Annotated in this window: 18 protein-coding genes; 12 read left to right on the forward strand and 6 right to left on the reverse strand. The window is 56.9% G+C overall.

Annotated elements, in window-relative coordinates:
* Positions 1-56: 56 nt before the first annotated feature.
* Positions 57-551 (reverse strand): leucine-responsive transcriptional regulator Lrp, encoded by a 495-nt coding sequence (lrp, locus tag H5P17_RS04565; protein ID WP_004928318.1) that lies wholly within the window; start codon positions 549-551, stop codon positions 57-59.
* 660 nt (positions 552-1,211) lie between these two features.
* Here lrp and trxB point away from each other — a divergent pair.
* The 7 genes from trxB (at position 1,212) to infA (ending at position 8,628) form a co-directional block, all read left to right on the forward strand.
* On the forward strand, positions 1,212-2,183 hold the full coding sequence (trxB, locus tag H5P17_RS04570; protein ID WP_044549490.1) for a thioredoxin-disulfide reductase: 972 nt from the start codon (positions 1,212-1,214) through the stop codon (positions 2,181-2,183).
* 78 nt (positions 2,184-2,261) lie between these two features.
* Entirely contained in the window at positions 2,262-3,149 is an 888-nt protein-coding gene (locus H5P17_RS04575) for a LysR family transcriptional regulator (RefSeq protein WP_182821521.1), read from the forward strand.
* 98 nt (positions 3,150-3,247) lie between these two features.
* On the forward strand, positions 3,248-3,865 hold the full coding sequence (gene gstA, locus H5P17_RS04580) for a glutathione transferase GstA (RefSeq protein WP_182821523.1): 618 nt from the start codon (positions 3,248-3,250) through the stop codon (positions 3,863-3,865).
* Positions 3,866-4,041: 176 nt separating this feature from the next.
* Positions 4,042-5,808 carry a cysteine/glutathione ABC transporter permease/ATP-binding protein CydD gene (gene cydD, locus H5P17_RS04585; protein WP_182821524.1) on the forward strand — a complete coding sequence of 589 codons (1,767 nt, stop codon included), beginning with the start codon at positions 4,042-4,044 and terminating at the stop codon, positions 5,806-5,808.
* A 2-nt stretch (positions 5,809-5,810) separates the two neighbouring features.
* Positions 5,811-7,547: a cysteine/glutathione ABC transporter ATP-binding protein/permease CydC gene (cydC, locus tag H5P17_RS04590; RefSeq protein ID WP_182821526.1), complete on the forward strand. Its 1,737-nt coding sequence runs from the start codon at positions 5,811-5,813 to the stop codon at positions 7,545-7,547.
* Positions 7,548-7,577: 30 nt separating this feature from the next.
* On the forward strand, positions 7,578-8,303 hold the full coding sequence (gene aat / locus H5P17_RS04595; protein WP_182821527.1) for a leucyl/phenylalanyl-tRNA--protein transferase: 726 nt from the start codon (positions 7,578-7,580) through the stop codon (positions 8,301-8,303).
* 106 nt (positions 8,304-8,409) lie between these two features.
* Complete coding sequence (infA, locus tag H5P17_RS04600) at positions 8,410-8,628, forward strand: translation initiation factor IF-1 (protein ID WP_002211347.1); 219 nt, start codon at positions 8,410-8,412, stop codon at positions 8,626-8,628.
* A 202-nt stretch (positions 8,629-8,830) separates the two neighbouring features.
* Here the strand turns inward: infA and clpA are convergent, their stop codons facing one another.
* Together clpA and clpS are read right to left on the reverse strand one after the other, a co-directional pair.
* A complete protein-coding gene (clpA, locus tag H5P17_RS04605; RefSeq protein WP_020826106.1) occupies positions 8,831-11,110 on the reverse strand; it encodes an ATP-dependent Clp protease ATP-binding subunit ClpA in 2,280 nt (759 codons plus the stop codon).
* A 27-nt stretch (positions 11,111-11,137) separates the two neighbouring features.
* A complete protein-coding gene (gene clpS, locus H5P17_RS04610; RefSeq protein ID WP_020826105.1) occupies positions 11,138-11,458 on the reverse strand; it encodes an ATP-dependent Clp protease adapter ClpS in 321 nt (106 codons plus the stop codon).
* A gap of 359 nt (positions 11,459-11,817) precedes the next feature.
* Between clpS and cspD the strand changes: the two genes are divergently transcribed.
* A complete protein-coding gene (gene cspD, locus H5P17_RS04615) occupies positions 11,818-12,039 on the forward strand; it encodes a cold shock-like protein CspD (protein ID WP_004942590.1) in 222 nt (73 codons plus the stop codon).
* A gap of 79 nt (positions 12,040-12,118) precedes the next feature.
* On the opposite strand, the gene macB is transcribed toward cspD, so the two are convergent.
* Together macB and macA are read right to left on the reverse strand one after the other, a co-directional pair.
* Positions 12,119-14,065: a macrolide ABC transporter ATP-binding protein/permease MacB gene (macB, locus tag H5P17_RS04620; protein ID WP_182821529.1), complete on the reverse strand. Its 1,947-nt coding sequence runs from the start codon at positions 14,063-14,065 to the stop codon at positions 12,119-12,121.
* Complete coding sequence (macA, locus tag H5P17_RS04625; RefSeq protein ID WP_255477859.1) at positions 14,065-15,180, reverse strand: macrolide transporter subunit MacA; 1,116 nt, start codon at positions 15,178-15,180, stop codon at positions 14,065-14,067. Before macA ends, macB begins: the two co-directional genes overlap by 1 nt.
* Positions 15,181-15,372: 192 nt before the next feature.
* Here macA and H5P17_RS04630 point away from each other — a divergent pair, with 192 nt between their 5' ends.
* On the forward strand, positions 15,373-16,341 hold the full coding sequence (locus tag H5P17_RS04630; RefSeq protein ID WP_182821533.1) for a VirK/YbjX family protein: 969 nt from the start codon (positions 15,373-15,375) through the stop codon (positions 16,339-16,341).
* Here the strand turns inward: H5P17_RS04630 and H5P17_RS04635 are convergent.
* Positions 16,338-18,002 (reverse strand): ATP-dependent endonuclease, encoded by a 1,665-nt coding sequence (locus tag H5P17_RS04635; protein WP_182821535.1) that lies wholly within the window; start codon positions 18,000-18,002, stop codon positions 16,338-16,340. The two genes, H5P17_RS04630 and H5P17_RS04635, sit on opposite strands and share 4 nt — an antisense overlap.
* Positions 18,003-18,194: 192 nt before the next feature.
* Between H5P17_RS04635 and H5P17_RS04640 the strand changes: the two genes are divergently transcribed.
* The 3 genes from H5P17_RS04640 (at position 18,195) to hcr (ending at position 21,972) form a co-directional block, all read left to right on the forward strand.
* On the forward strand, positions 18,195-19,091 hold the full coding sequence (locus H5P17_RS04640) for a lysine exporter LysO family protein (protein WP_182821536.1): 897 nt from the start codon (positions 18,195-18,197) through the stop codon (positions 19,089-19,091).
* Between the two features lie 174 nt (positions 19,092-19,265).
* The gene (gene hcp / locus H5P17_RS04645) at positions 19,266-20,915 is read left to right on the forward strand and encodes a hydroxylamine reductase (protein WP_182821539.1); all 1,650 of its coding nucleotides are present in this window, start codon (positions 19,266-19,268) and stop codon (positions 20,913-20,915) included.
* Between the two features lie 52 nt (positions 20,916-20,967).
* The gene (gene hcr / locus H5P17_RS04650) at positions 20,968-21,972 is read left to right on the forward strand and encodes an NADH oxidoreductase (RefSeq protein ID WP_182821540.1); all 1,005 of its coding nucleotides are present in this window, start codon (positions 20,968-20,970) and stop codon (positions 21,970-21,972) included.
* Positions 21,973-22,202: the final 230 nt, after the last annotated feature.

The raw sequence follows: 22,202 nt of genomic DNA on the forward strand, positions 1-22,202 counted from the left end.
AAACTGTATGGATAAACAGGAGTGTAACCAATTTAATCAGGTTTTGCACCTGCACCCTACCGTGTTTTGATAACCAGACGGTTGCTCTGTTTCACTTCTTCCATTACCACGTACGTACGGGTGTCGTTAACCCCCGGCAGACGCAGCAAGGTTTCGCCAAGCAACTTACGGTAAGCGGACATATCCGGCACGCGGGTTTTCAACAGATAGTCGAAATCACCGGACACCAGATGACACTCCTGAATTTCTTCAAGCTTCTGAACTGCTGAGTTGAATTGCTCAAACACATCCGGCGCACCGCGGTTCAGCGTGATTTCCACGAAGACCAACAGGGACGCATCCAGATAATGCGGGTTGAGCAATGCGGTATAACCATGAATAAAACCCTGGCGCTCGAGGCGGCGCACACGTTCTAAACACGGGGTTGGGGATAACCCCACGCGCTTCGAAAGTTCAACGTTCGAAATACGCCCATCCTTTTGCAGTTCATTGAGGATGTTGCGGTCGATACGGTCGAGATCTTTACCCGGGCGTTTCTTATTGTCTGCCATTATTATTGTCTCTCTTATTTTCTTCCCTGCACTTGCCACACCCTAGCCAACGTCAATGTGTAAGGGCTCGTTCCAAGCGAAGACCCGATGCCTGTCATATGCTTCACTACCATCATTCACCGCTGTGCAGCCTGTCTGTCAAACTCTGCACAAGGCGTTTTAAGCAAGAAGAAAGGTGCCATTCGCTTGCGCGATGTTCCTCCCCTGCCGCACGCGGATCCGGCAACGGCGCAAAATCCTGCGCCAACGCCGCAAATACGTACGATTTACTGCAGGTGGGAGGATAATTTCTTCTTCCTATGATGTTTTCGCAAATGCGCAGCGGATTGTCAAAGTAAAAGAAGCAAAATCAGAAGAACGTACCGTCATGAAAAGTTAGCACCCCGTTTTTAGTTATGAATCGCTGGCTTAAAAACGCCGTGGGTAAGGCACTTAAACCCGCTTAATGTGCTGTTTCCGGTCACTTGAGGCCCCAACGCCCGCCAGCGGCTTCCATAAGTTAAATTGCTGCGTTTTGCGCTCGCTTTAGCAGCAAAACAATAATTAATAGGCAATGACTATCAAACAAATCGTTAACAACATCCCCTGACGCTTTTTTTAATGCCGCATTTTCCCTACAATCGAACCCATTGTCCGCCATTGTGGGAAAAGAGGTTATTCATGGGCACGGCTAAACACAGCAAATTATTGATTCTGGGCTCCGGCCCGGCTGGCTACACCGCCGCGGTTTACGCAGCGCGCGCCAACCTGAGCCCGGTGTTGATTACCGGTATGGAACAAGGGGGTCAGCTGACCACCACCACCGAAGTGGAAAACTGGCCGGGTGATGCCGAAGACCTGACCGGTCCGGCGCTGATGGAGCGTATGCGCGAGCATGCAGAGAAATTCCAGACCGAGATCGTGTTTGACCATATCACCAGCGTTGATCTGCAGAATCGTCCATTCCGTCTGTTTGGCGACAATGGCGAATACACCTGTGATGCGCTGATTATCGCCACCGGCGCATCAGCCCGCTATCTTGGCCTGCCGACAGAAGAAGCCTTCAAAGGCAAAGGCGTTTCCGCCTGCGCTACCTGCGACGGTTTCTTCTACCGTAATCAGAAAGTCGCCGTTGTTGGCGGTGGCAATACGGCGGTAGAAGAAGCGCTGTATCTGTCCAACATCGCGGCCGAAGTTCACCTGATCCACCGTCGCGACAGCTTCCGTTCAGAGAAGATCCTGATCAACCGCCTGATGGAAAAAGTGAAAAACGGCAATATCGTGCTGCACACCGACCACACCCTGGACGAAGTGCTGGGCGACGAAATGGGCGTGACCGGCGTACGCATTCGCAGCACCAAAGCGGAAAATGAAACGCGTGAACTGGCGCTGGCCGGCGTGTTTATCGCCATCGGCCACAGCCCGAACACCAGCATTTTCGGTGGTCAGTTGGAACTGGAAAACGGCTATATCAAGGTGCAGTCCGGCATTCACGGCAATGCCACCCAAACCACCATCCCCGGCGTATTCGCCGCCGGCGACGTGATGGACCACATCTACCGCCAGGCGATCACCTCCGCCGGCACCGGTTGTATGGCGGCGCTGGACGCAGAACGTTATCTGGACGGTATTGCCGACGCAGAAGTTCTGTAACGGCACAGATTGTCATCCTGAAAAGCGGCTACTCAGCCGCTTTTTTTTGTCTCTCAAACAACACCGGGCGGGCCTTCGATGCAGAATCTTCTCCACTGGCGTCTGTTGGTTGCCGTAGCCGACAGCGGCAAGATCACCCTGGCGGCAAGTCAATGCGGCATGACTCAGTCCGGCGCCAGCCAGGCCATCGCTCAGTTGGAAGAGGCGTTGAACACTCCGTTGTTGGTTCGCCTACCGCACAGCGTTACGCTAACGCAAAGTGGTGAACAAATCGTCGCCCATGCCCGCACCATGCTGGCCGAACTCAATGCAATCCAACGCTGCGCGCAGCAGGCGCAAAGTTCGCACGCCGGCAAAATACGCCTGGCCAGTTTCCCTTCGGCATTTGCTCTGCTGTTGCCCCCGTTGCTGCGCAAATTTCACCGCCGTTTTCCCGCCATTGAACTGGTTCAGTTGGAAGGCACCGATCTGGAGGTCGAAAACTGGCTGGCATTGGAAGCTGCCGACGTGGGCATAGTGTTGAATCCGGAACCGGAACGGCAAAGCCACCCACTGGGAAAAGACCTATGGCTTGCCGTGACGGCCGCTGCTCATCAGTTTGCCAGAAATCGCCGGCCGATAGATTTTAGCGAACTGGTCAAACAGCCGTTTGTCTTGGCCACCGGAGGTTGCCGGCTCAATGCTCAGTTGCTGGCGCAACAGGCAGGTTTGGCGCTGATGGATGTCCGCGTCACCGTCAGTGACTGGAACACCGCACTGACGCTGGTACGTGAAGGGATCGGCGTATCGCTGGTGCCCGCATCGGTCATACCTGCAGATACGCCAGGCATTTGCGCCCTGCCGCTGAGCACGCCACTTTATCGCCATTTTGGCCTGGTTTGTTCTTTCGCCGGTGCAGGCTCCGCGCCAGTGCAAACTCTGCTGCACTATCTACAGGATCATCTGCCGTTGCCCGTCAGTAGCTGAGCTGATACCGGGTTTCTGAGATTCTAATTTTTCTGTTGGCGGCGCCGACGGCATTCTGACGACCAAGCGATGTCGCTTTGTGCCTCAGGAATATGCCGATGAAACTCTATTTTGCGCCCGATACCTGCTCCCTCTCGCCACATATCGTTCTGCGGGAATTGGATTTGCCGTTCGAACTGATCCGCGTCAATAACCGCACCAAGCGCAGCGCCGACGGCGGAGACTTTTATCGAATTAATCCCAAAGGTTACGTCGCCGCGTTGATGCTGGACGACGGTCAGGTGATCACCGAAGGCACTGCCATCGTGCAGTATCTGGCGGATTTGCGCCCTGAGGCCGGGCTGGCCCCACCAAACGCGACCTTCGAACGGGTGCGCTTGCAGGAGTGGCTGAATTTCATTACCGGCGAGATCCACGCGGGATCCAGCCCGCTGTTCAACTCAACCCTGCCGGAAGAAGTCAAAATGCTGTTTCGCGACAAGCTGCGACGTCGCCTCGATTTTGTTGCTCAGACGCTGGACGAACAGTCGTTTCTACTGGGAGAAGCTTTCAGCGTCGCGGACGCCTATCTGTTTACCGTACTGCGCTGGATGGATCAGTTTTCCATCGACCTAAAATACTGGCCAGCGATAACCCGCTATATGTCGCTGATTAGCCAGCGCAGATCCGTGCAAGCCGCCCTGGCGGCGGAAGCAACCAGTCAAGCGGTAGCCTAATCCTGCTATTGCGGTCTGTTATAGCGATATTTGACCGCTTTATTATTTTCAGTCTGCCGGGTGAAGAGGTAACATTGGCCTTCACTTGTTCGCTTCAGGTTGGGGCAAACACTTTTTTTAACAGTACGTTAACCTTGCCTGTAACAACAGGCACCGGCGACGCAGACTCATATCTGATGAAAAAAACCAGACAGCAGCAGTTAACCCGTTGGCTCAAAACTCAGAGCACCCTGGCGCAGCGTTGGTTGCGCCTTTCCATGTTGTTGGGGCTAATCAGCGGCATGCTTATTGTCGCTCAGGCATGGCTGTTGGCCGCCCTGCTCCACGCCCTGATTATCGAACAGGCGCCACGTGAACAGTTGATCCCGTCGTTTATCTGGTTGGCTGCCACCTTCGCACTGCGGGCCGTGCTGAGCTGGCTGCGTGAACGCGTCGGCTTTATCTGCGGACAAATGATCCGCCAGCGCATGCGTCAGCAGGTGCTGGATAAACTGCAACAACTCGGCCCCGCCTGGATCCAGGGAAAACCGGCCGGCAGTTGGGCCAGCATCATCGTCGAACAGATCGAGGATATGCAGGACTACTATTCCCGTTATTTACCGCAGATGTATCTGGCGGTATTTATTCCGCTGCTGATCCTGATCACCGTATTCCCGATCAACTGGGCCGCCGGTCTGATTCTATTGACCACCGCACCGCTGATCCCCATGTTTATGGCTCTGGTCGGCATGGGCGCCGCCGATGCTAACCGACGCAATTTCGTAGCGCTGGCACGCCTGAGCGGTAATTTCCTCGACCGCCTGCGTGGGCTAGACACGCTGCGCTTGTTCAATCGGGCGCAGGCGGAAACCGAGCAGATAGCCAAATCTTCCGAAGACTTCCGTAGCCGCACCATGGAAGTGCTACGTCTGGCTTTCCTGTCATCGGCGGTGCTGGAGTTCTTTGCCTCCATTTCTATCGCCGTGGTGGCGGTCTATTTTGGCTTCTCGTTCCTTGGCGAACTTAATTTTGGCAGCTATGGCACCGGCGTCACGCTGTTTGCCGGCTTCCTGGTGCTGATCCTGTCACCGGAGTTCTTCCAGCCGTTGCGCGATCTGGGCACCTTCTATCACGCCAAGGCGCAAGCCGTGGGTGCCGCCGAAGCGCTGGAAACCTTTCTCAGCGCCGAGGGCGAACAAATGGGCAATGGCACACAAACCCTGGATACCCATGCGCCGCTGGAGCTGCAAGCGCAGGATCTGGAGATCCTGTCGCCCAATGGCGTGCTGCTGGCCGGGCCGCTGAGCTTCACCCTGCCCGCCAACCAGCGCATTGCCCTGGTCGGGTTAAGTGGTGCCGGAAAAAGTTCGTTGCTGAACCTGCTGCTCGGGTTTTTACCCTATCGCGGTTCGCTGAAAGTTAATGGTATCGAACTGCGCGAACTGGCGGCCGAAGGCTGGCGCCGGCAACTTGGCTGGGTAGGACAGAATCCGCATCTGCCGGCGCAAACGCTGCGGGCCAACATTCTGTTGGGCAATCCACAGGCCAGCGAGGCCCAACTGCAACAGGCCGTGGAGGACGCCTATGTCGGCGAGATCCTGCCGTATCTGCCGCAGGGCCTGGATACCGAAGTCGGCGACAACGCCGCGCGCCTGTCCGTCGGGCAAGCTCAGCGCGTGGCCGTCGCCCGGGCGTTGATCAGCCCGCGCCGTTTGCTGCTGTTAGATGAACCGGCCGCCAGCCTGGACGCCCACAGTGAACGGCAAGTCATGCTGGCGCTGAACGCGGCTTCACATCAACAAACCACCCTGCTGGTGACCCACCAATTGGAAGATACTGAAGGTTACGACCAGATTTGGGTGATGGAAGGCGGGCACATCGTCCAGCAAGGCGATTACGCCACGCTGAGCGCCCAACCGGGCCTGTTTGCCAATCTGATCGCTCACCGCCGCGGGGACCTATAATCATGCGCGTTTTACTGCCGTTCCTGGCGCTGTACCGTCGCCACAGCCTGCTGATTTGTCTGGGCATTCTGCTGGCCATCATCACGCTGCTGGCCAGTATCGGCCTGCTGGCACTGTCCGGTTGGTTCCTCGCCGCCTCCGCCCTCGCCGGGCTGGCAGGCCTGTTCACCTTCAACTACATGCTGCCGGCAGCCGGCGTGCGTGGTGCCGCCATTTTCCGTACCGCCGGCCGCTATGCCGAACGGGTCGTCAGCCACGATGCCACCTTCCGCGTGCTGTCTCATCTGCGGGTCTTCACCTTTAAAAAGATCCTGCCGCTGTCGCCGGGGGGCATCGCTCGCTTCCGCCAGGCCGACCTGCTGAATCGACTCGTAGCGGATGTCGATACGCTGGATCATCTGTATCTGCGGGTAATTTCACCGCTGGTCAGCGCCGCCGTGGTGATTGTCGTGGTCACTTACGGCCTTAGCTGGCTGGACGCTTCACTGGCCCTGACGCTGGGGGGCATCCTGCTGTTGCTGTTGCTGCTGGTGCCACCGGTATTTTATGGTGCCGGCAAGCCGATTGGCAGCCAGTTGACCGCCCTGCGCGGCCAGTACCGCACCGATCTGACCGCCTGGCTGCAAGGTCAGGCCGAGCTGGTGGTATTCGGTGCCGTGGATCACTTCCGCGCGGCTCTGGATACCACTGAAAAACAGTGGCAGCGCCGTCAGTGGCAGCAAGCTTCGTTGGGCGGCATGGCACAGGCTTTGATGATCCTGGCCAGCGGCCTGACGGTAACGTTGATGTTGTGGCTCACCGCTGCCGGTATCGGTGGCGACAGCCAACCCGGCGCACTGATTGCGCTGTTCGTGTTTGCCGCCCTGGCTTCGTTTGAAGCCTTGATGCCGGTAGCCAGCGCCTTCCAGCATATGGGTCAGGTGATCGCTTCCGCCACTCGGGTGAAGCAGGTTATCGATCGGCAACCAGAAGTGACCTTCCCTACCGATGGCCCGGCCGCCGAAAACGGCGCCATGCTAAGCCTGCAACAGGTCACCTTTACCTATCCCGGCCAGCCGCAGCCGGTGCTGCAGGACGTCACGCTGGAGATTGCCGCCGGTGAACACATTGCATTGCTCGGCCGCACCGGATGCGGTAAATCGACCCTGCTGCAGTTGCTCACCCGCGCCTGGAACGCCGACAGCGGGCAGATGCTGCTCAACGGCCATCCCCTGGCTGCTTATGATGAAACCACGCTGCGTCAGATGACCACCGTCGTCAGTCAGCGAGTGCATATCTTTAGCGATACGCTGCGCGAAAACTTGCGTATCGCCGCGCCAACGGCGACCGATGAACAACTGCGCGAAGTGTTGCAGCAGGTCGGTTTAGACAAGCTGCTGGAAAACGAGGGGCTCAACGCCTGGCTGGGAGACGGCGGCCGGCAGCTTTCCGGCGGAGAACAGCGCCGTCTGGGCATTGCTCGTGCATTGCTGCATCAGGCACCGCTGCTGTTGCTCGATGAGCCGACCGAAGGCCTGGACGCCGAAACCGAACAGCAGATCCTGGCGCTGCTGCGCCGACATTGCCGGGGAAAAACGCTGATCCTGGTGACTCACCGCCTGTATGGATTGGAACACCTTGACCGGATTTGCGTGATGGACGGTGGGCACATCGTTGAGCAAGGCGACCACCTCTCTCTGATGCGCCAGCAGGGGCGTTATGCCCAGTTCCGTCAACGTATCAGCGGGATACCGCTGTAAAAGAGCCTGTAGAGGACGCTGAGACCTTATATGCGCATTGTTAAGCTGTCATCGCAGTCGCTGGCGTTCCCCTCTCCTGAGGGCGCGCTGCGCGATCCTAACGGTTTGCTGGCTATCGGCGGTGATTTGACGGCACCTCGCCTCTTGGCTGCCTATGAGCGCGGGATCTTTCCCTGGTTTTCGCCAGGGGAAGCCATTTTGTGGTGGTCGCCCGACCCGCGAGCGGTGTTGTTCCCGGCCGAACGCCATGTCAGCCGCAGTCTGAAACGTTTTTTGCGCAACAACCCCTTCCGCATCACGCTAAACCACGACTTTGCGGCCGTGATCGCCGCCTGTGCCGATCGGCCGGACGAAGGCACCTGGATTGGCCCGGAGGTGCAGCGCGCTTATCTGCATCTGCACCGCCTCGGTTTCGCCCATTCGATAGAGGTGTGGCAGGATGACAAGCTGGTGGGGGGCATGTACGGCGTGGCTCAGGGCGCCCTGTTCTGCGGCGAATCGATGTTTAGCCGTACCCCCAACGCATCCAAATGCGCTTTGATGGCTTTTTGCCGTCATTTTGCCGCTTATGGCGGAGAATTGATTGACTGTCAGGTGCTTAACGCTCACACTGCCACGCTGGGAGCGAAAGAGATCCCCCGAAGACAATTTTTGCAGCAGCTCAGCCAACTTCAGCGCAAGCCATTAGCGCCAGAGTGTTGGGCACCGCAAGTGTTACCCCCACAGCAGGTTGAACCACCCTCCCCAACAAACTAATTTTGCGGAAACGGTGCAATGTTCGCCGACACTTCTTTACATAATGTGGGTTTTTCGGCATTATCTTGCCGGTTAAAAACTAAGGTAGTTAGACCTAGAGGATTCGATGGCCAAAGAAGACAATATTGAAATGCAGGGCACCGTTCTTGATACGCTGCCGAACACCATGTTCCGCGTTGAATTGGAAAACGGGCACGTGGTAACCGCACATATCTCCGGTAAAATGCGTAAGAACTACATCCGCATCCTGACGGGCGACAAAGTCACTGTAGAGCTGACCCCGTACGACCTGAGCAAAGGCCGCATTGTCTTCCGTAGCCGTTAATCGGCTCACTCGTCGCCAGCCGATGGCGGCACCGAGGATGTAATGCCTCCGGAGCCCTTTCCGTTTACCCCCGTAGCAACGTTCAACATCGAGTTGCGAGAGCGCAGGTAAACTGAGAGGGCTCAATCATTTCTGTTGTGGTGAAATTCACCCATAAAAAAAGCGATGCCGAAGCATCGCTTTTTCTTTATCTGACCCGGCCTTAGTGCACCGCACCTTCATCCGCTTTACGCATCGACGCGCTGAGGAAGTGGTAAGTCAGTTTCTGATTGTCCTTGTCCAGCTCGACTTTCACCGAACCACCGTCAACCAGTGAACCAAACAGCAACTCGTTGGCCAGCGGTTTTTTCAGGTTTTCCTGCATCACACGCGCCATCGGGCGAGCGCCCATTGCACGGTCATAGCCTTTCACCGACAGCCAGTCACGCGCTTCATCGCTCACTTCCAACGACACGCCCTTCGCGTCCAGCTGTGCCTGCAGTTCGACGATAAACTTATCGACAACCTGCTGGATCACCTCGGTCGACAGATGGTTGAACCAAAGAATGTTGTCCAGACGGTTACGGAATTCCGGCGTGAACACTTTCTTGATCTCTTCCATCGCATCGGTGCTGTTGTCCTGCTGCACCAGACCGATCGATTTACGTTCGGTTTCACGTACCCCGGCGTTGGTGGTCATCACCAGGATCACGTTGCGGAAGTCCGCCTTGCGGCCGTTGTTATCGGTCAGGGTGCCGTTGTCCATAACCTGCAACAACAGGTTGAACACGTCCGGATGCGCCTTCTCGATTTCATCCAACAGCACCACCGAGTGCGGATGCTTGAGCACCGCGTCGGTCAGCAGACCGCCCTGATCGTAACCGACGTAGCCCGGAGGCGCGCCAATCAGACGGCTGACGGTATGACGTTCCATATACTCGGACATATCAAAACGCAGCAGCTGAATATCCATCGCCTTCGCCAGCTGCACCGTCACCTCGGTTTTCCCGACGCCGGTTGGCCCGGCAAACAGGAAGGAACCGACCGGCTTGCGATCGTGGCCCAGCCCGGCACGGCTCATCTTGATCGCCTCAGTCAGCGCTTCAATGGCCTGATCCTGCCCGAATACCAGCATTTTCAGACGATCGCCCAGACTTCTCAGCACGTCGCGATCGCTCGCCGACACGGTTTTCTCCGGGATACGCGCAATACGCGCCACCACGGATTCGATGTCGGCAACGTTGACGGTTTTCTTGCGCTTGCTTACCGGCATTAACCGGCTGCGGGCGCCCGCCTCGTCAATCACGTCGATAGCCTTGTCCGGCAAATGACGGTCGTTGATGTATTTCACCGACAGCTCGACCGCCGCGCGCACCGCTTTGGCGGTATAACGCACGTCATGGTGCGCTTCGTACTTGGTCTTCAGGCCATTGATGATCTGAATGGTCTCTTCCGGCGTCGGCTCGGTGATGTCGATTTTCTGGAAACGACGGGCCAATGCGCGGTCTTTTTCAAAAATGTTGCTGAATTCCTGGTAGGTGGTCGAACCGATAACCCGGATCTTGCCGCTGGAGAGCAGCGGTTTGATCAGGTTGGCGGCGTCTACCTGCCCACCGGAAGCCGCACCGGCGCCGATGATGGTGTGGATCTCATCGATAAACAGAATACTGTTCTTATCCTGTTCCAACTGTTTCAGCAGCGCTTTAAAACGTTTTTCGAAGTCGCCACGGTATTTGGTACCGGCCAGCAATGAACCTATATCCAATGAATACAGCGTGCAGTCCGCCATCACTTCCGGAACGTCGCCCTGCACAATGCGCCAGGCCAGGCCTTCGGCGATCGCCGTTTTTCCCACGCCGGATTCCCCCACCAGCAGCGGGTTGTTTTTGCGACGACGGCACAGCACCTGAATGGCACGCTCCAGCTCAGGGTCACGGCCAATCAAAGGATCGATGCCGCCTACCCGTGCCAACTGGTTGAGGTTGGTGGTGAAGTTTTCCATACGGTCTTCCCCTCCGGACTGCTCTTCATTCACCGGGTTTTCCGCATTCGGCGCTTGGCCCGGCTCGTCTTTACGTGTGCCATGTGAAATGAAGTTCACTACGTCGAGACGGCTGACGTCGTGTTTGCGCAGCAGGTAAGCCGCCTGCGACTCCTGCTCGCTGAAAATCGCCACCAGCACGTTGGCGCCGCTGACTTCGCTGCGGCCGGAAGATTGCACATGGAATACCGCACGCTGCAGTACGCGCTGGAAGCTGAGCGTCGGCTGAGTATCGCGCTCTTCTTCGCTGGCGGGCAGCGTCGGCGTGGTTTGTTCAATAAAGGCTTCCAGCTCCTGGCGTAACGCAGCCAGATCCACCGTACATGCCTCTAGCGCTTCTCGCGCGGCAGGGTTGCTGAGTAACGCCAGCAACAGGTGCTCCACGGTCATAAACTCGTGTCTGTGCTCACGCGCTCTGGCGAAAGCCATGTTGAGACTGAGTTCCAGTTCTTGATTGAGCATAAGCACCTCCCCAATAGTTGCCTAAATCTAGGCTTTTTCTAGCGTACAAAGCAACGGATGCTCGTTCTCCCTCGCATAACGGTTCACATGGACGACTTTGGTTTCCGCCACCTCGGCGGTAAAAACACCGCAGATCGCCTTGCCTTGATAGTGGACCGTGAGCATCAGTTGCGTTGCGCGTTCAATATCATAAGAAAAGAACTTTTGCAGAACGTCAATCACAAATTCCATCGGTGTGTAATCGTCGTTGTTAAGTATAACTTTATACATAGACGGCGGTTTTACCGCATCGATTTGTTTTTCCTCGGCCAAATGTTCGAAATTTAGCCAACCGTTGTTATTGCCCATCGCTGCTCATCTTCTCTGCTCTGTCCTTTAATATGGGGACAGGTTCCGGTTATTCAAAGTGGGGTATCATTACTATTTTATCATCTTCGCCATCATCCCGCCGCACTGGAACGTGCGCAAAAATCTCTGACGAATTGTTACCAAACAATGTCAAGATCGTTACCTGCTTCAAACTTTGATGAACTGCTCCCTGCCGACAAAAGCCGATCCCTTGACGTGATGATCATTTGCTCTAGAGTGTAAATTCGTGAGCTGGTGGTGTTTTAACCACTTTCAGGCTCATCTGCTACCTGCTTCTGGCGGGTGCGAATTCAGTTATTCATCTCACCTAAAAATAGCGTTGCGAGGGATGTAAAAGCATGGAGACGGGTACTGTTAAATGGTTCAACAATGCCAAAGGGTTTGGGTTTATCTGTCCTGAAGGCGGCGGCGAAGACATCTTCGCCCATTATTCTACGATTAAGATGGATGGGTACCGGACGCTAAAGGCTGGCCAGCAGGTCAGTTTTGATGTGCACCAAGGGCCAAAAGGGAACCATGCGAGTCTTATTGTGCCACTGGAAAGCGAGGCCCTGGCCTAACGCCCTTCCACCGAGTCAGTTTGAAACACCCCGCTAAAAAATGCCAGCCGCCGTGTGACTGGCATTTTTTATTCGCTGATTATTCGCGTGCCAGCGCGTCGATCGGGTTAAGCCTCGCCGCGCTGCGGGCCGGGAGATAACCGAATACCACGCCGATAGCGGTAGAACACACAAACGCGCTCAACAAGGCCGCAGGAGGGAAGCTGATTTGCCAACCCGGCAACACCACCTGCACCAACAGGCCGATGGCAAAGGACAGCGTAATCCCCAAGGCACCACCGACCAGACACACCAACACCGCTTCAATCAAAAACTGCTGCAATACGTCGCCGGAGCGTGCCCCTACCGCCATGCGGATACCGATCTCACGCGTGCGCTCCGTCACCGACACCAGCATGATGTTCATCACACCGATACCGCCGACCACCAGTGAAATCACCGCCACCAGCGTCAAAAACAGCTGCAGCGTACGCGTGGTTTTTTCTGCGGTCTGCACCAGGCTGTCCATGTTATAGGTGAAGACGTCTTTCTTGCCGTGGCGCAGCGTCAGCAAACGCGTCAACTGTTGCTCCGCCTCCTGGCTATTATAACCATCACGAATACGCACGGTAATCGAATCAAAATAGGCGTTCCCCATCAGCCGATTGGCCATGGTGCTGTAGGGCACCCAGACGTTCAGCGTCTTGCTGCTGCCGAACATAGATTGCTTTTCCTTCGCCACCCCTACTACCGTCGCCGGCATATTGCCCACCAGGATCACCCGGCCTACCACCTCTTTCTGATTCGGAAACAGGCGGCGCTGGGTGTTGGCGTCAATCACCACCGTCTGCGACTGCGATTGCACCTGCAGTTGATCAATGCCGACGCCCTCAGTAAAGGTCATGCCGTACACGCGGAAAAACTGTTCGCTGACCCCGTTAACGTTGGCAGCAACATCGACGTTACCCAAACGCAGCCGCATACTGCTGGCGATGCTGGGTGACAATGCGCTGACGTAAGGCTGCTCGAGCAACGCGGCAAGATCGTCGTACTTCAATGCCTGGCGGAAAGTCGGATCGTCGTCACCAAAGTCCTTGCCGGGATAGATATCTACCGTGTTGGTGCCGATGGATTTGATATCTGCCAGCACCATCTGTTTAGCTGCGTCGCCAATCACCAGGATCGAAACCACCGAAGCGATGCCGATAATAATGCCGAGCATGGTCAACGCGGTGCGCATTTTACTTGCTGCCATTGCCCGCCAGGCCATCACCAAAGCTTCACGGAAACGCCCGATAGTCTGCTGCCAGGTCGGCGCCGGCGTAACCATCTCCAGCGGTTTGGCGTTCGGGTTGCTCTGCCCGGCCGGGCGTGAATCGGCAATGATTTCGCCGTCACGAATTTCAATGATCCGCTCGGCCTGCTGGGCTACCGCAGGATCGTGGGTCACGATAATCACCGTATGCCCCTGCTCGCGCAGCTGCTTGAGGATGGTCATCACCTCTTCACCGGAATGGCTGTCGAGGGCGCCTGTCGGTTCATCCGCCAGGATCACCTGACCGCCATTCATCAGCGCACGAGCAATACTGACGCGCTGTTGCTGGCCACCGGAAAGCTGACTCGGCCGGTAGCCGACGCGCTCGCTTAGCCCCAGGCGCTGCAACAACGCCACCGCACGCTCACGTCGTGCCGCCTTGCCCAGACCGGCATACACCGCAGGCACTTCTACGTTATGCGCCGCGCTCAAATGCGGCAACAAATGATACCGTTGGAAAATAAAGCCGAAATGTTCACGCCGAAGCCGAGCCAACGCGTCGCTATCGAGCGTCGCCACGTCCTGCCCGGCCACCCGATACACGCCGGCGCTGGGCTTATCCAGGCAGCCGAGAATATTCATCAGCGTCGATTTACCGGAGCCGGAGGCGCCCATAATGGCCACCATTTCACCGGCCTCGATGCTCAGGCTCACGTTCTTCAGCACCGCCACCGTCTGATCGCCCGACTGATAGCTACGGCTGATGCCACTCAGTTCCAACAACGCGGCCATCAGAGAGGCTCCGCGCCGCCGCGGCTGACGATCACTTCATCGCCGATATTCAGCCCGCTGAGGATTTGCACGTCAATATTATTACGCAGGCCGATCGCCACTTCGCGCTTTTCCTCCTTGCCCTGCTTGAGGATCGAAACCTGATAGCGATTATCCGCGATTTGATCGCCCAAGGCCGCCAAAGGGATAATTTGCGCCTGATTGACCCCCGCCAGTTGAATATGCACCTGCGCCGTCATTTGCAGACGCAGTAACCCTTCGGGGTTTGGCACTTCGAAGCGGGCGTAATAGAAGATGGCGTTATTGACCTTTTCCGGCGTCGGTTGAATGTCTTTCAGCACGCCGTCAAAGCGCCGATTTGGATCGCCGAGCACGGTGAACCAGGCTTTCTGCCCCGGCTTCAGGCTGATGACGTCCGCTTCCGACACCTGGGCTTTCACCAGCATGGTGCTGAGATCTGCCAGCGTCAAAATGTTCGGCGCCTGTTGCGCCGCAATCACCGTCTGGCCTTGCAGCGTGGTGATTTGCACCACGTCACCGTCCATCGGCGCTTCAATACGGGTAAACGCCAGATTGATTTTTGCCGTGTCCAGGCTGGCTTGATTTTTGGCGATTTGCGCATGGATGGTCCCCACCTGCGCCTTTTTCACCGCCAGTTGCGTGGCCGCCTGATCCAGATCCTGCCGTGAAACCGCCTGCAGCTTGGCCAGCGCCTGATTACGCTGCAGCGTCACCGCCGCCAGCTGTTGTTCCGCCTGGGCCTGCTGCAGTTGGGCATGCAGTTCGCGCAGCGTCGCCTCACCCTCGCGGATGCTGTTTTGCGCCTGTTGCGGATCAATCACACCGAGCAATTGGCCTTTTTTAACCCGATCACCAATCTCGACGTACAGGCTTTCCAACTGACCGCTGACCTGTGCACCCACATCCACCTTGCGAACCGCATCTAGCTGACCGGTCGCCAGGACGTTTTGCTGCAGATCGCCCTTGACGACCTTCACCGTTTTAAACTGAGTTGGCGTCGGGTGACCGAAGTGCCAGGCCGCCGGCACAGCGATTACCGCCGCTACGATCAGCGCCATTATCCAGCGTCGCTTGTGTCCTTTAAACCACGTCAAAATAGGTTCCTGCCTGTTGCAATTCATACTGCCAATAGCGGCAGCGGGGCTAAATTATCACGCACGGTGCGGAATAACTAAACCTTAGCTCAACACAATGTGGAGACACGCTTGGTTACAGTTGGGCATTGACCTCTCGTTTAGTGAAGCCTTGATGAAATAGCACCATTCAATACAGTCAAGGATTTCATCATGTCACAGCTCAGCTATCCACTCGTATCTGCACGCCCGCTAAACGGCTGGCAACTGATGACGGCGCTGATCAATGGCGAAAAGACGCCGAGTAAAGCCTGGAAGAAAACGTCATTCCGTTTGAAATTTATCGGTCGTTCGTTATTTTGCTGGCGAACCACCAGCGGCTTGCTCAATATGCTGGCGTCCAATCCCCTGCTGGATGAGATCTTGAACGCACAGCCCAATCTGCCGTGCAAATTGCATCGCCCGTATCTGGCAGCAAACATGAGCAAAATCGAGTGCTTGTTCGCCCTGCGCGATCACTACGATCTCAGCACGCAACGCATGCCGATGAAAATGCTGCTCGGTCATCTGAAAAAGCCCTTTGTGCTAGCCTGTGCCAACGGCAAGAGCGGCGACTCGGTTTCACTGGAGCTGGCGGCCATCGATAACCTGAATAAGGAAGGCGAAGCCACCCTGCTGTTGCGTAACGCCAACGGCATTATGCTGGCGGAGATTACCTTTTCGCTGATGCACTATCAGCAGCAACCGACGCTGTTTATCGGTGGGTTACAGGGAGCGAATCATCAGGTTCCGCATGCCGAAATCCAGCAGGCTACCAAGGAGTGTCACGGATTGTTCCCGAAACGCCTGGCGCTGGAAGGGATTTGCGCACTGGCTCATCATCTGGGGATTCAACAAATTGTGGCGGTCGGCAACGCCACCCATATCTACCAGAACTGGCGTTATCACAGTAAAAAGAAAGACAAGCTGCATGCCGATTACGATCAATTCTGGACGTCCATGGGCGGCAAGATGCTTGAAAGCGGCTATTTCCTGCTGCCGGAACACATCACCCGCAAACCGATCGATGAAGTGGTCAGCAAGAAGCGGGCCGAATACCGCCGCCGCTATCAGTTGCTGGACGAATTGGAACAGGGTATGGCAGAGCACTTTCGTGCCCTGCCCCGCTTTACTCCGGTCTAATCGGCGCGGCCACGCGCCAGCCAGGTCACCCGCGAAAACATTTTCTTCAACAGAGGCGGCACCGAATCCGTGCCCCACTGGCCGGCTTGCATCGCCACCTCGATCGCCAAATCGGGTTTTGAGGAGTGATGCACCGCCTTGAGGATCACCTTACGCACCGGCATCTGGGTATTCTTCGGCACCGATGCCACCCGGTAGTAGACCGGGCTGAAGCCTTCGCGGAACATAAAATGCTCCATATCCGGTGCCGGTAACGCGGTCAGTCGGTCGCGTTCGTTATCATCGTGGTTATCCAGCATGCTGCGTACGGTGTTGGCGTACTTTTTCCCCGCTTCATCACCGTCCACCAAAGCATGCCATTCAATGCCCATGCGGCGGGCGAACTTCAGCAAAGGTTTCAATCCGCATTGGGCGAACTCGATCACGCGTACGCCTTCTGCCTCAAAGTGATACCCACACTGGCGCGCCAGCTCGCTCAACAGCCAAACTTCAGTCTCACCTTCCACCAGCAACCAGCAGCGGGCGAACAGCGAGGATGGCCGGTTAAAACGAATATGAAAAGCAATGCGACGCCCATCCTCCGGGCTCAACCCACGCGGTCCCAGGCGGTAAGTGGCAACGCGCCCAGACTCACGCACCAACCGACAGACGTGCTCTACCGGCACCAGCGACACCAGTTCGCTGGAGTTGGTGGTGGTGATCCGTTGCAGCGGCAACTGGTTAAGCAGCCCCCAGGCCACCGACAGCATAATCGGATGCAGACGGGTTTCCGGGTCTTCCACCAACAGCAGCGGCCGGGCGTGCGGATCCAACTTGATACTGCCCTTGGCCTGCAGCAGAGTAGAAAACATCCCCAGCAAGATCAGCCGCATGCTACGGCTGTTAGGCTCTGCCACCATACGGTTGATGCTGTCCAACGAGCGCCACGCCTGCTGATCCTGATCTTGATCCAGCCGCTGTCGGCGCGGCCGCGATACCTGCGATCCCTGCTCGGCGAAGTAGTGCTCCAGCAGTTGCTGCATTGCCGCCAACCCCTGCCGCAGCTCGGCGTTAGTCAGCTTTTGCGGGTTGCGCACCAGTTCTCGCGTCAACTGATCCAACTGCTGGGACAGGGCTTTATTGTCAGCCGGGTTTTCATCGTTCAGCGTGCTGGGCCGCAGGCGGCGGATGAAACGCGCATCGCGCAGGCGCAACACCGGATGGATGCGGATAATGGCATGCGCCAGTTGCTCAATATGATGCAACTGCATCGCGTTACCGTCGGCATCCAGGAAGCCGCGCCAGGTACAAACCGTACCGTCATCGGCCAGTTCGCCTTCGCAGCGGTAATAAATTCGGTTGAGGTTATCCTCGCCTTTGACCCACAGTGGCGAAAGGTGGCGGTAACGGGGCAGGTGAGCATGGCCGATGTCTTTCTCGCAAAAGGTAAAGACCACCTGTAAATGCCGTTCTTTGGCCTCTTCCTCGCCAGGGGGAAAATGAAAGTCATGCCCTTCGAAACGGTACAGCTTTTGCTCCGGCGCCAACAGCAGGGTCAAGGTGTCCAACAAGCTGGATTTACCCCAGGCGTTTTCGCCCAGCAGCAGCGTGTTATCGTCCAGCATCAGCGACAGCCGGTTAATGCCGCGAAAACCTGCAATCTCGATACGCTCTAAGAACATCTGTCGCCTCCCGTGCGCGCTGCCACCGTCCTTAATGGGGTGACCTTCTCTGAGCATGGTCAAAAAACCCCTTGCAGGTCAAGAGGGGGAGGTCAAATCTGCCGCTTTACTCCGGTCGCCGTTTTGGTTAGCGTGTGGGGCCACGCCGGTCATCCTGGCGCCATCTGCCGAACAAAGGACGCAAGCTTCACCATGTATTCAGGACTGCTGATTATTCTCTTACCGCTGATTGCCGGTTACCTGGTTCCATTACGCAGCAGAACGTTACTGCAAACCATTAACCGTCTGCTGAGCTGGATGGTTTACGTGATCCTGTTTTTCATGGGTATCAGCCTGGCATTTCTGGAGGATCTGAGCAGTAATCTGGTGCTGATTTTCCAGTATGCCTCGGTGTTCTTCCTGTGCATTATCGCGGCCAGCCTGCTGATGCTGGCGCTGCTGGAACATAAAATGCCGTGGCGTAACAACCATAAACAGGAAAAGCTGCCCTCGCGCCTGCATATGGCGCTGGAATCGCTCAAACTCTGTGGCGTGGTGCTCGGCGGTTTCCTGCTCGGCCTGACCCAGTGGCAATGGCTGCAGTTTGCCAATAAAGGCAGCGAGTACGCTTTGATTTTCCTGCTGCTGCTGGTCGGCATCCAATTGCGCAACAGCGGCATGACCCTGCGCCAAATCGTACTTAACCGACGCGGCATGATGGTGGCCGTGGTGGTGACGATCAGTGCACTGGCCGGCGGCGCGCTGGCAGCGCAACTGCTGGGGTTGCCGATCAAAGCCGGGCTGGCCATGGCCTCCGGTTTTGGCTGGTATTCCCTTTCCGGCATTCTGATCACCGATGCCTACGGTCCGGTGTTGGGCAGCGCAGCCTTCTTTAACGATCTGGCACGCGAACTGGTGGCGATTATGCTGATCCCAAGCCTGGTGCGACGCAGCCGTTCCACTGCACTGGGCCTGTGCGGTGCCACCTCCATGGACTTTACCTTGCCGGTGTTGCAGCGCAGCGGCGGGTTGGAAATGGTGCCGCCGGCGATTGTGCATGGCTTCCTGCTAAGCCTGCTGGCACCGGTACTGATCGCCCTGTTCTCCTGACCTCTTTTCCGGGGGGCGCGCCCCCGGAAAGCGTAATAATTCCCATCCGCACAGCAAAATTGCGCTAAATCAAACTTCCCCTTGGTTACGCCACAAAAGCCTTTTTAAGCCTCGGTTGCCGATCTATGCTCTTAAACAAGCATTTTAAATGCAACTTTAAAAAAGGAAGCGATTATGTTCTGTGTGCAATGTGAACAAACCATTCGTACCCCGGCAGGCAACGGCTGCTCTTATGCCCAGGGTATGTGTGGTAAAACGGCGGAAACTTCAGACCTGCAGGATCTGCTGGTAGCAGCATTACAAGGGCTGTCAGCCTGGGCGCTGCAGGCACGGGCTATTGGGATCGTCGATCATGATATCGACAGTTTTGCCCCACGCGCCTTCTTCTCCACCCTGACCAACGTCAACTTCGATTCTGACCGCATCATCGGTTATGCACGCGAAACCATTGCTCTGCGTGAATCACTGGCCGCCCGCTGTCGCCTGCTGGATGCCAGCGTACGCGTGGATCACCCATTAGCCACGATGCAGTTGGCCGGTGACGATATGTCGACACTGCTGCAACAGGCGGCACAGTTTGCCCTGAATACCGATAAAGCCGAGGTCGGCGACGACGTGCACGGCCTGCGCATGCTGTGCCTGTACGGCCTCAAAGGCGCAGCGGCGTACATGGAGCACGCCCACGTGCTGGGCCAATATGACGACCAGATCTACGCCGATTACCACGCCTTTATGGCTTGGCTCGGCACCCAACCAAGCGATGTGGATACCCTGCTGAACAACGCCATGGGCATCGGCAAAATGAACTTCAACGTGATGGCCATTCTCGATCATGGCGAGACACAGACCTATGGCGATCCGCTGCCAAGCGCGGTTAACGTCCGCCCGGTGGCAGGTAAAGCCATTTTGATCTCCGGTCACGATCTGAAAGATCTGCGCATGCTGCTTGAGCAAACCGAGGGGCAGGACGTGAACGTCTACACCCACGGCGAAATGTTGCCGGCACACGGCTACCCGGAGCTGAAAAAATTCAAACATCTGGTGGGGAACTACGGCAGCGGCTGGCAGAACCAGCAGACCGAGTTTGCCAAATTCCCCGGTCCTATCGTGATGACCTCCAACTGCATTATCGATCCTAACGTCGGCAACTACGGCGATCGCATCTGGACGCGCAGCATCGTCGGCTGGCCGGGCGTCAACCACCTGGAAGGGGATGACTTCACCCAGGTGATCGCCCAGGCACAAGACATGAAGGGATTCCCGTATACCGAAATCGAACATATGATCACCGTCGGCTTTGGCCGCCAGACGCTGCTCAATGCCGCCGATACGGTGATCGATTTGGTGGCGCAAAAGAAACTGCGTCACGTCTTCCTGGTGGGGGGCTGTGACGGCAGCCGCGATGAACGCAGCTATTTCACCGATTTTGCCCGCAGCGTCCCGCAAGACTGCCTGATCATGACGTTGGCATGCGGCAAATACCGCTTCAACAAGCTGGATTTCGGCACCCTGGAAGGCTTGCCGCGCCTGCTGGACGTCGGCCAGTGCAACGACGCCTATTCTGCCATCATGCTGGCGGTCAAACTCGCCGATACGCTCGGTTGTACCGTCAACGAACTGCCGCTCAGCCTGGTCCTGTCGTGGTTTGAGCAGAAAGCGATCGTCATCCTGCTGACGCTGCTGTCGTTAGGGGTGAAAAATATTGTCACTGGCCCGACGGCACCGGGTTTCCTGACCGATAACCTGATGGCGATCCTCAACGACAAGTTCGGCATGCGTCCGATTACTACCGTTGAGCAGGACCTGCACGCCCTGCTTGGTTGATCCCGTTTTTTTGGGGCCGCAGATGCCGGCCCCTTTGCTTTTGAGGTGCCCTATGACCCAACCCAGCCCACTTTGCCCTAACCGTATGCAGGTCCATTCGATCCGGCAGGAAACCGCCGACGTCTGGACGTTAAACCTGATCTGCGACGTTTTTTACCCTTATCAAGCCGGTCAGTTTGCGCTGGTCAGCATTCGCAATAGCGAAGAGACGCTGCGCGCCTATACGTTATCTTCTTCACCCGGCCAGAGCCGTTTTCTCAGCATCAGCGTACGTTGTCTGCCGGACGGTATAGGCTCCCGCTGGCTGACGCGTGAGGTTAAACCTGGCAACACCCTGTGGCTGTCCGATGCTCAGGGCGAGTTCAGCTGTGAACAACACCCGGCCGACAGCTACCTGATGCTGGCCGCCGGCTGCGGCGTCACGCCAATCATCTCCATGTGCCGTTGGCTGGTGGCCAATCGCCCGACCTGTGATATCGCTGTGATCTTTAACGTCCGCACCCCTGCCGACACCATTTTCGCCGAGCAATGGCGCGAGCTGTGCGCCGCTCATCCGCAATTGCGGCTGACGCTGATGGCGGAGCGAGATATCCAGCCAGGTTATCTCAGCGGGCGGATCAGTGCCGAAGTGCTGCGCCAGGTCGCGCCGGATATCACCGAACGCAGGGTGATGACCTGCGGCCCGGCACCTTATATGGCGCAGGCGGAGCAACTTTGCCTGCAGCTTGGCGTACCAGCCCCCCGCTTCCACAAAGAGCAGTTCCATACTCCAGCAGAAGCCGATATTGGCCAGGGCGAAGGATTAACGCTGCGCACCGCCCGACCGCTGCGTGAATTCCGTGTTCCGGTCGGCAGCACATTGCTGGCGGCCATGGAAGCGAACGCGTTGCCGGTCAACGCGGCCTGTCGCGCCGGGGTATGCGGCTCATGCAAAACGCGTATCCTCGAAGGCGACTACACCACCAGCAGCAGCATGACGCTCACCCCGGCTGAAATCGCCCAAGGCTACGTACTGGCCTGCAGTTGCCAGCTCCAGGGCGACGTCACCCTCGCCTGACGCTTGCCGCCCCATCGCCAATGATGGGGCATTTATCGGCAAGCAGGTTTTCCCTTCCCCCTCTACACTTTCCCGGTTCCATGCGTATTACTGCGTTTATTTGAGAAAGACTGATAAATCATACCCAATAGATTTCAAGTCACAGCTAGGCGGCAAGCGTGGGTATCCCCAGGAGCTGACTCAGGTCAGTGACTGGGGTGCACACGTGCAGCCAACAACGCTGTGGCTTG

It is taken from the genome of Serratia sp. OS31, from assembly GCF_014164835.1.
In the GTDB taxonomy this organism is placed as follows: Bacteria; Pseudomonadota; Gammaproteobacteria; order Enterobacterales; family Enterobacteriaceae; genus Serratia; species Serratia liquefaciens_A.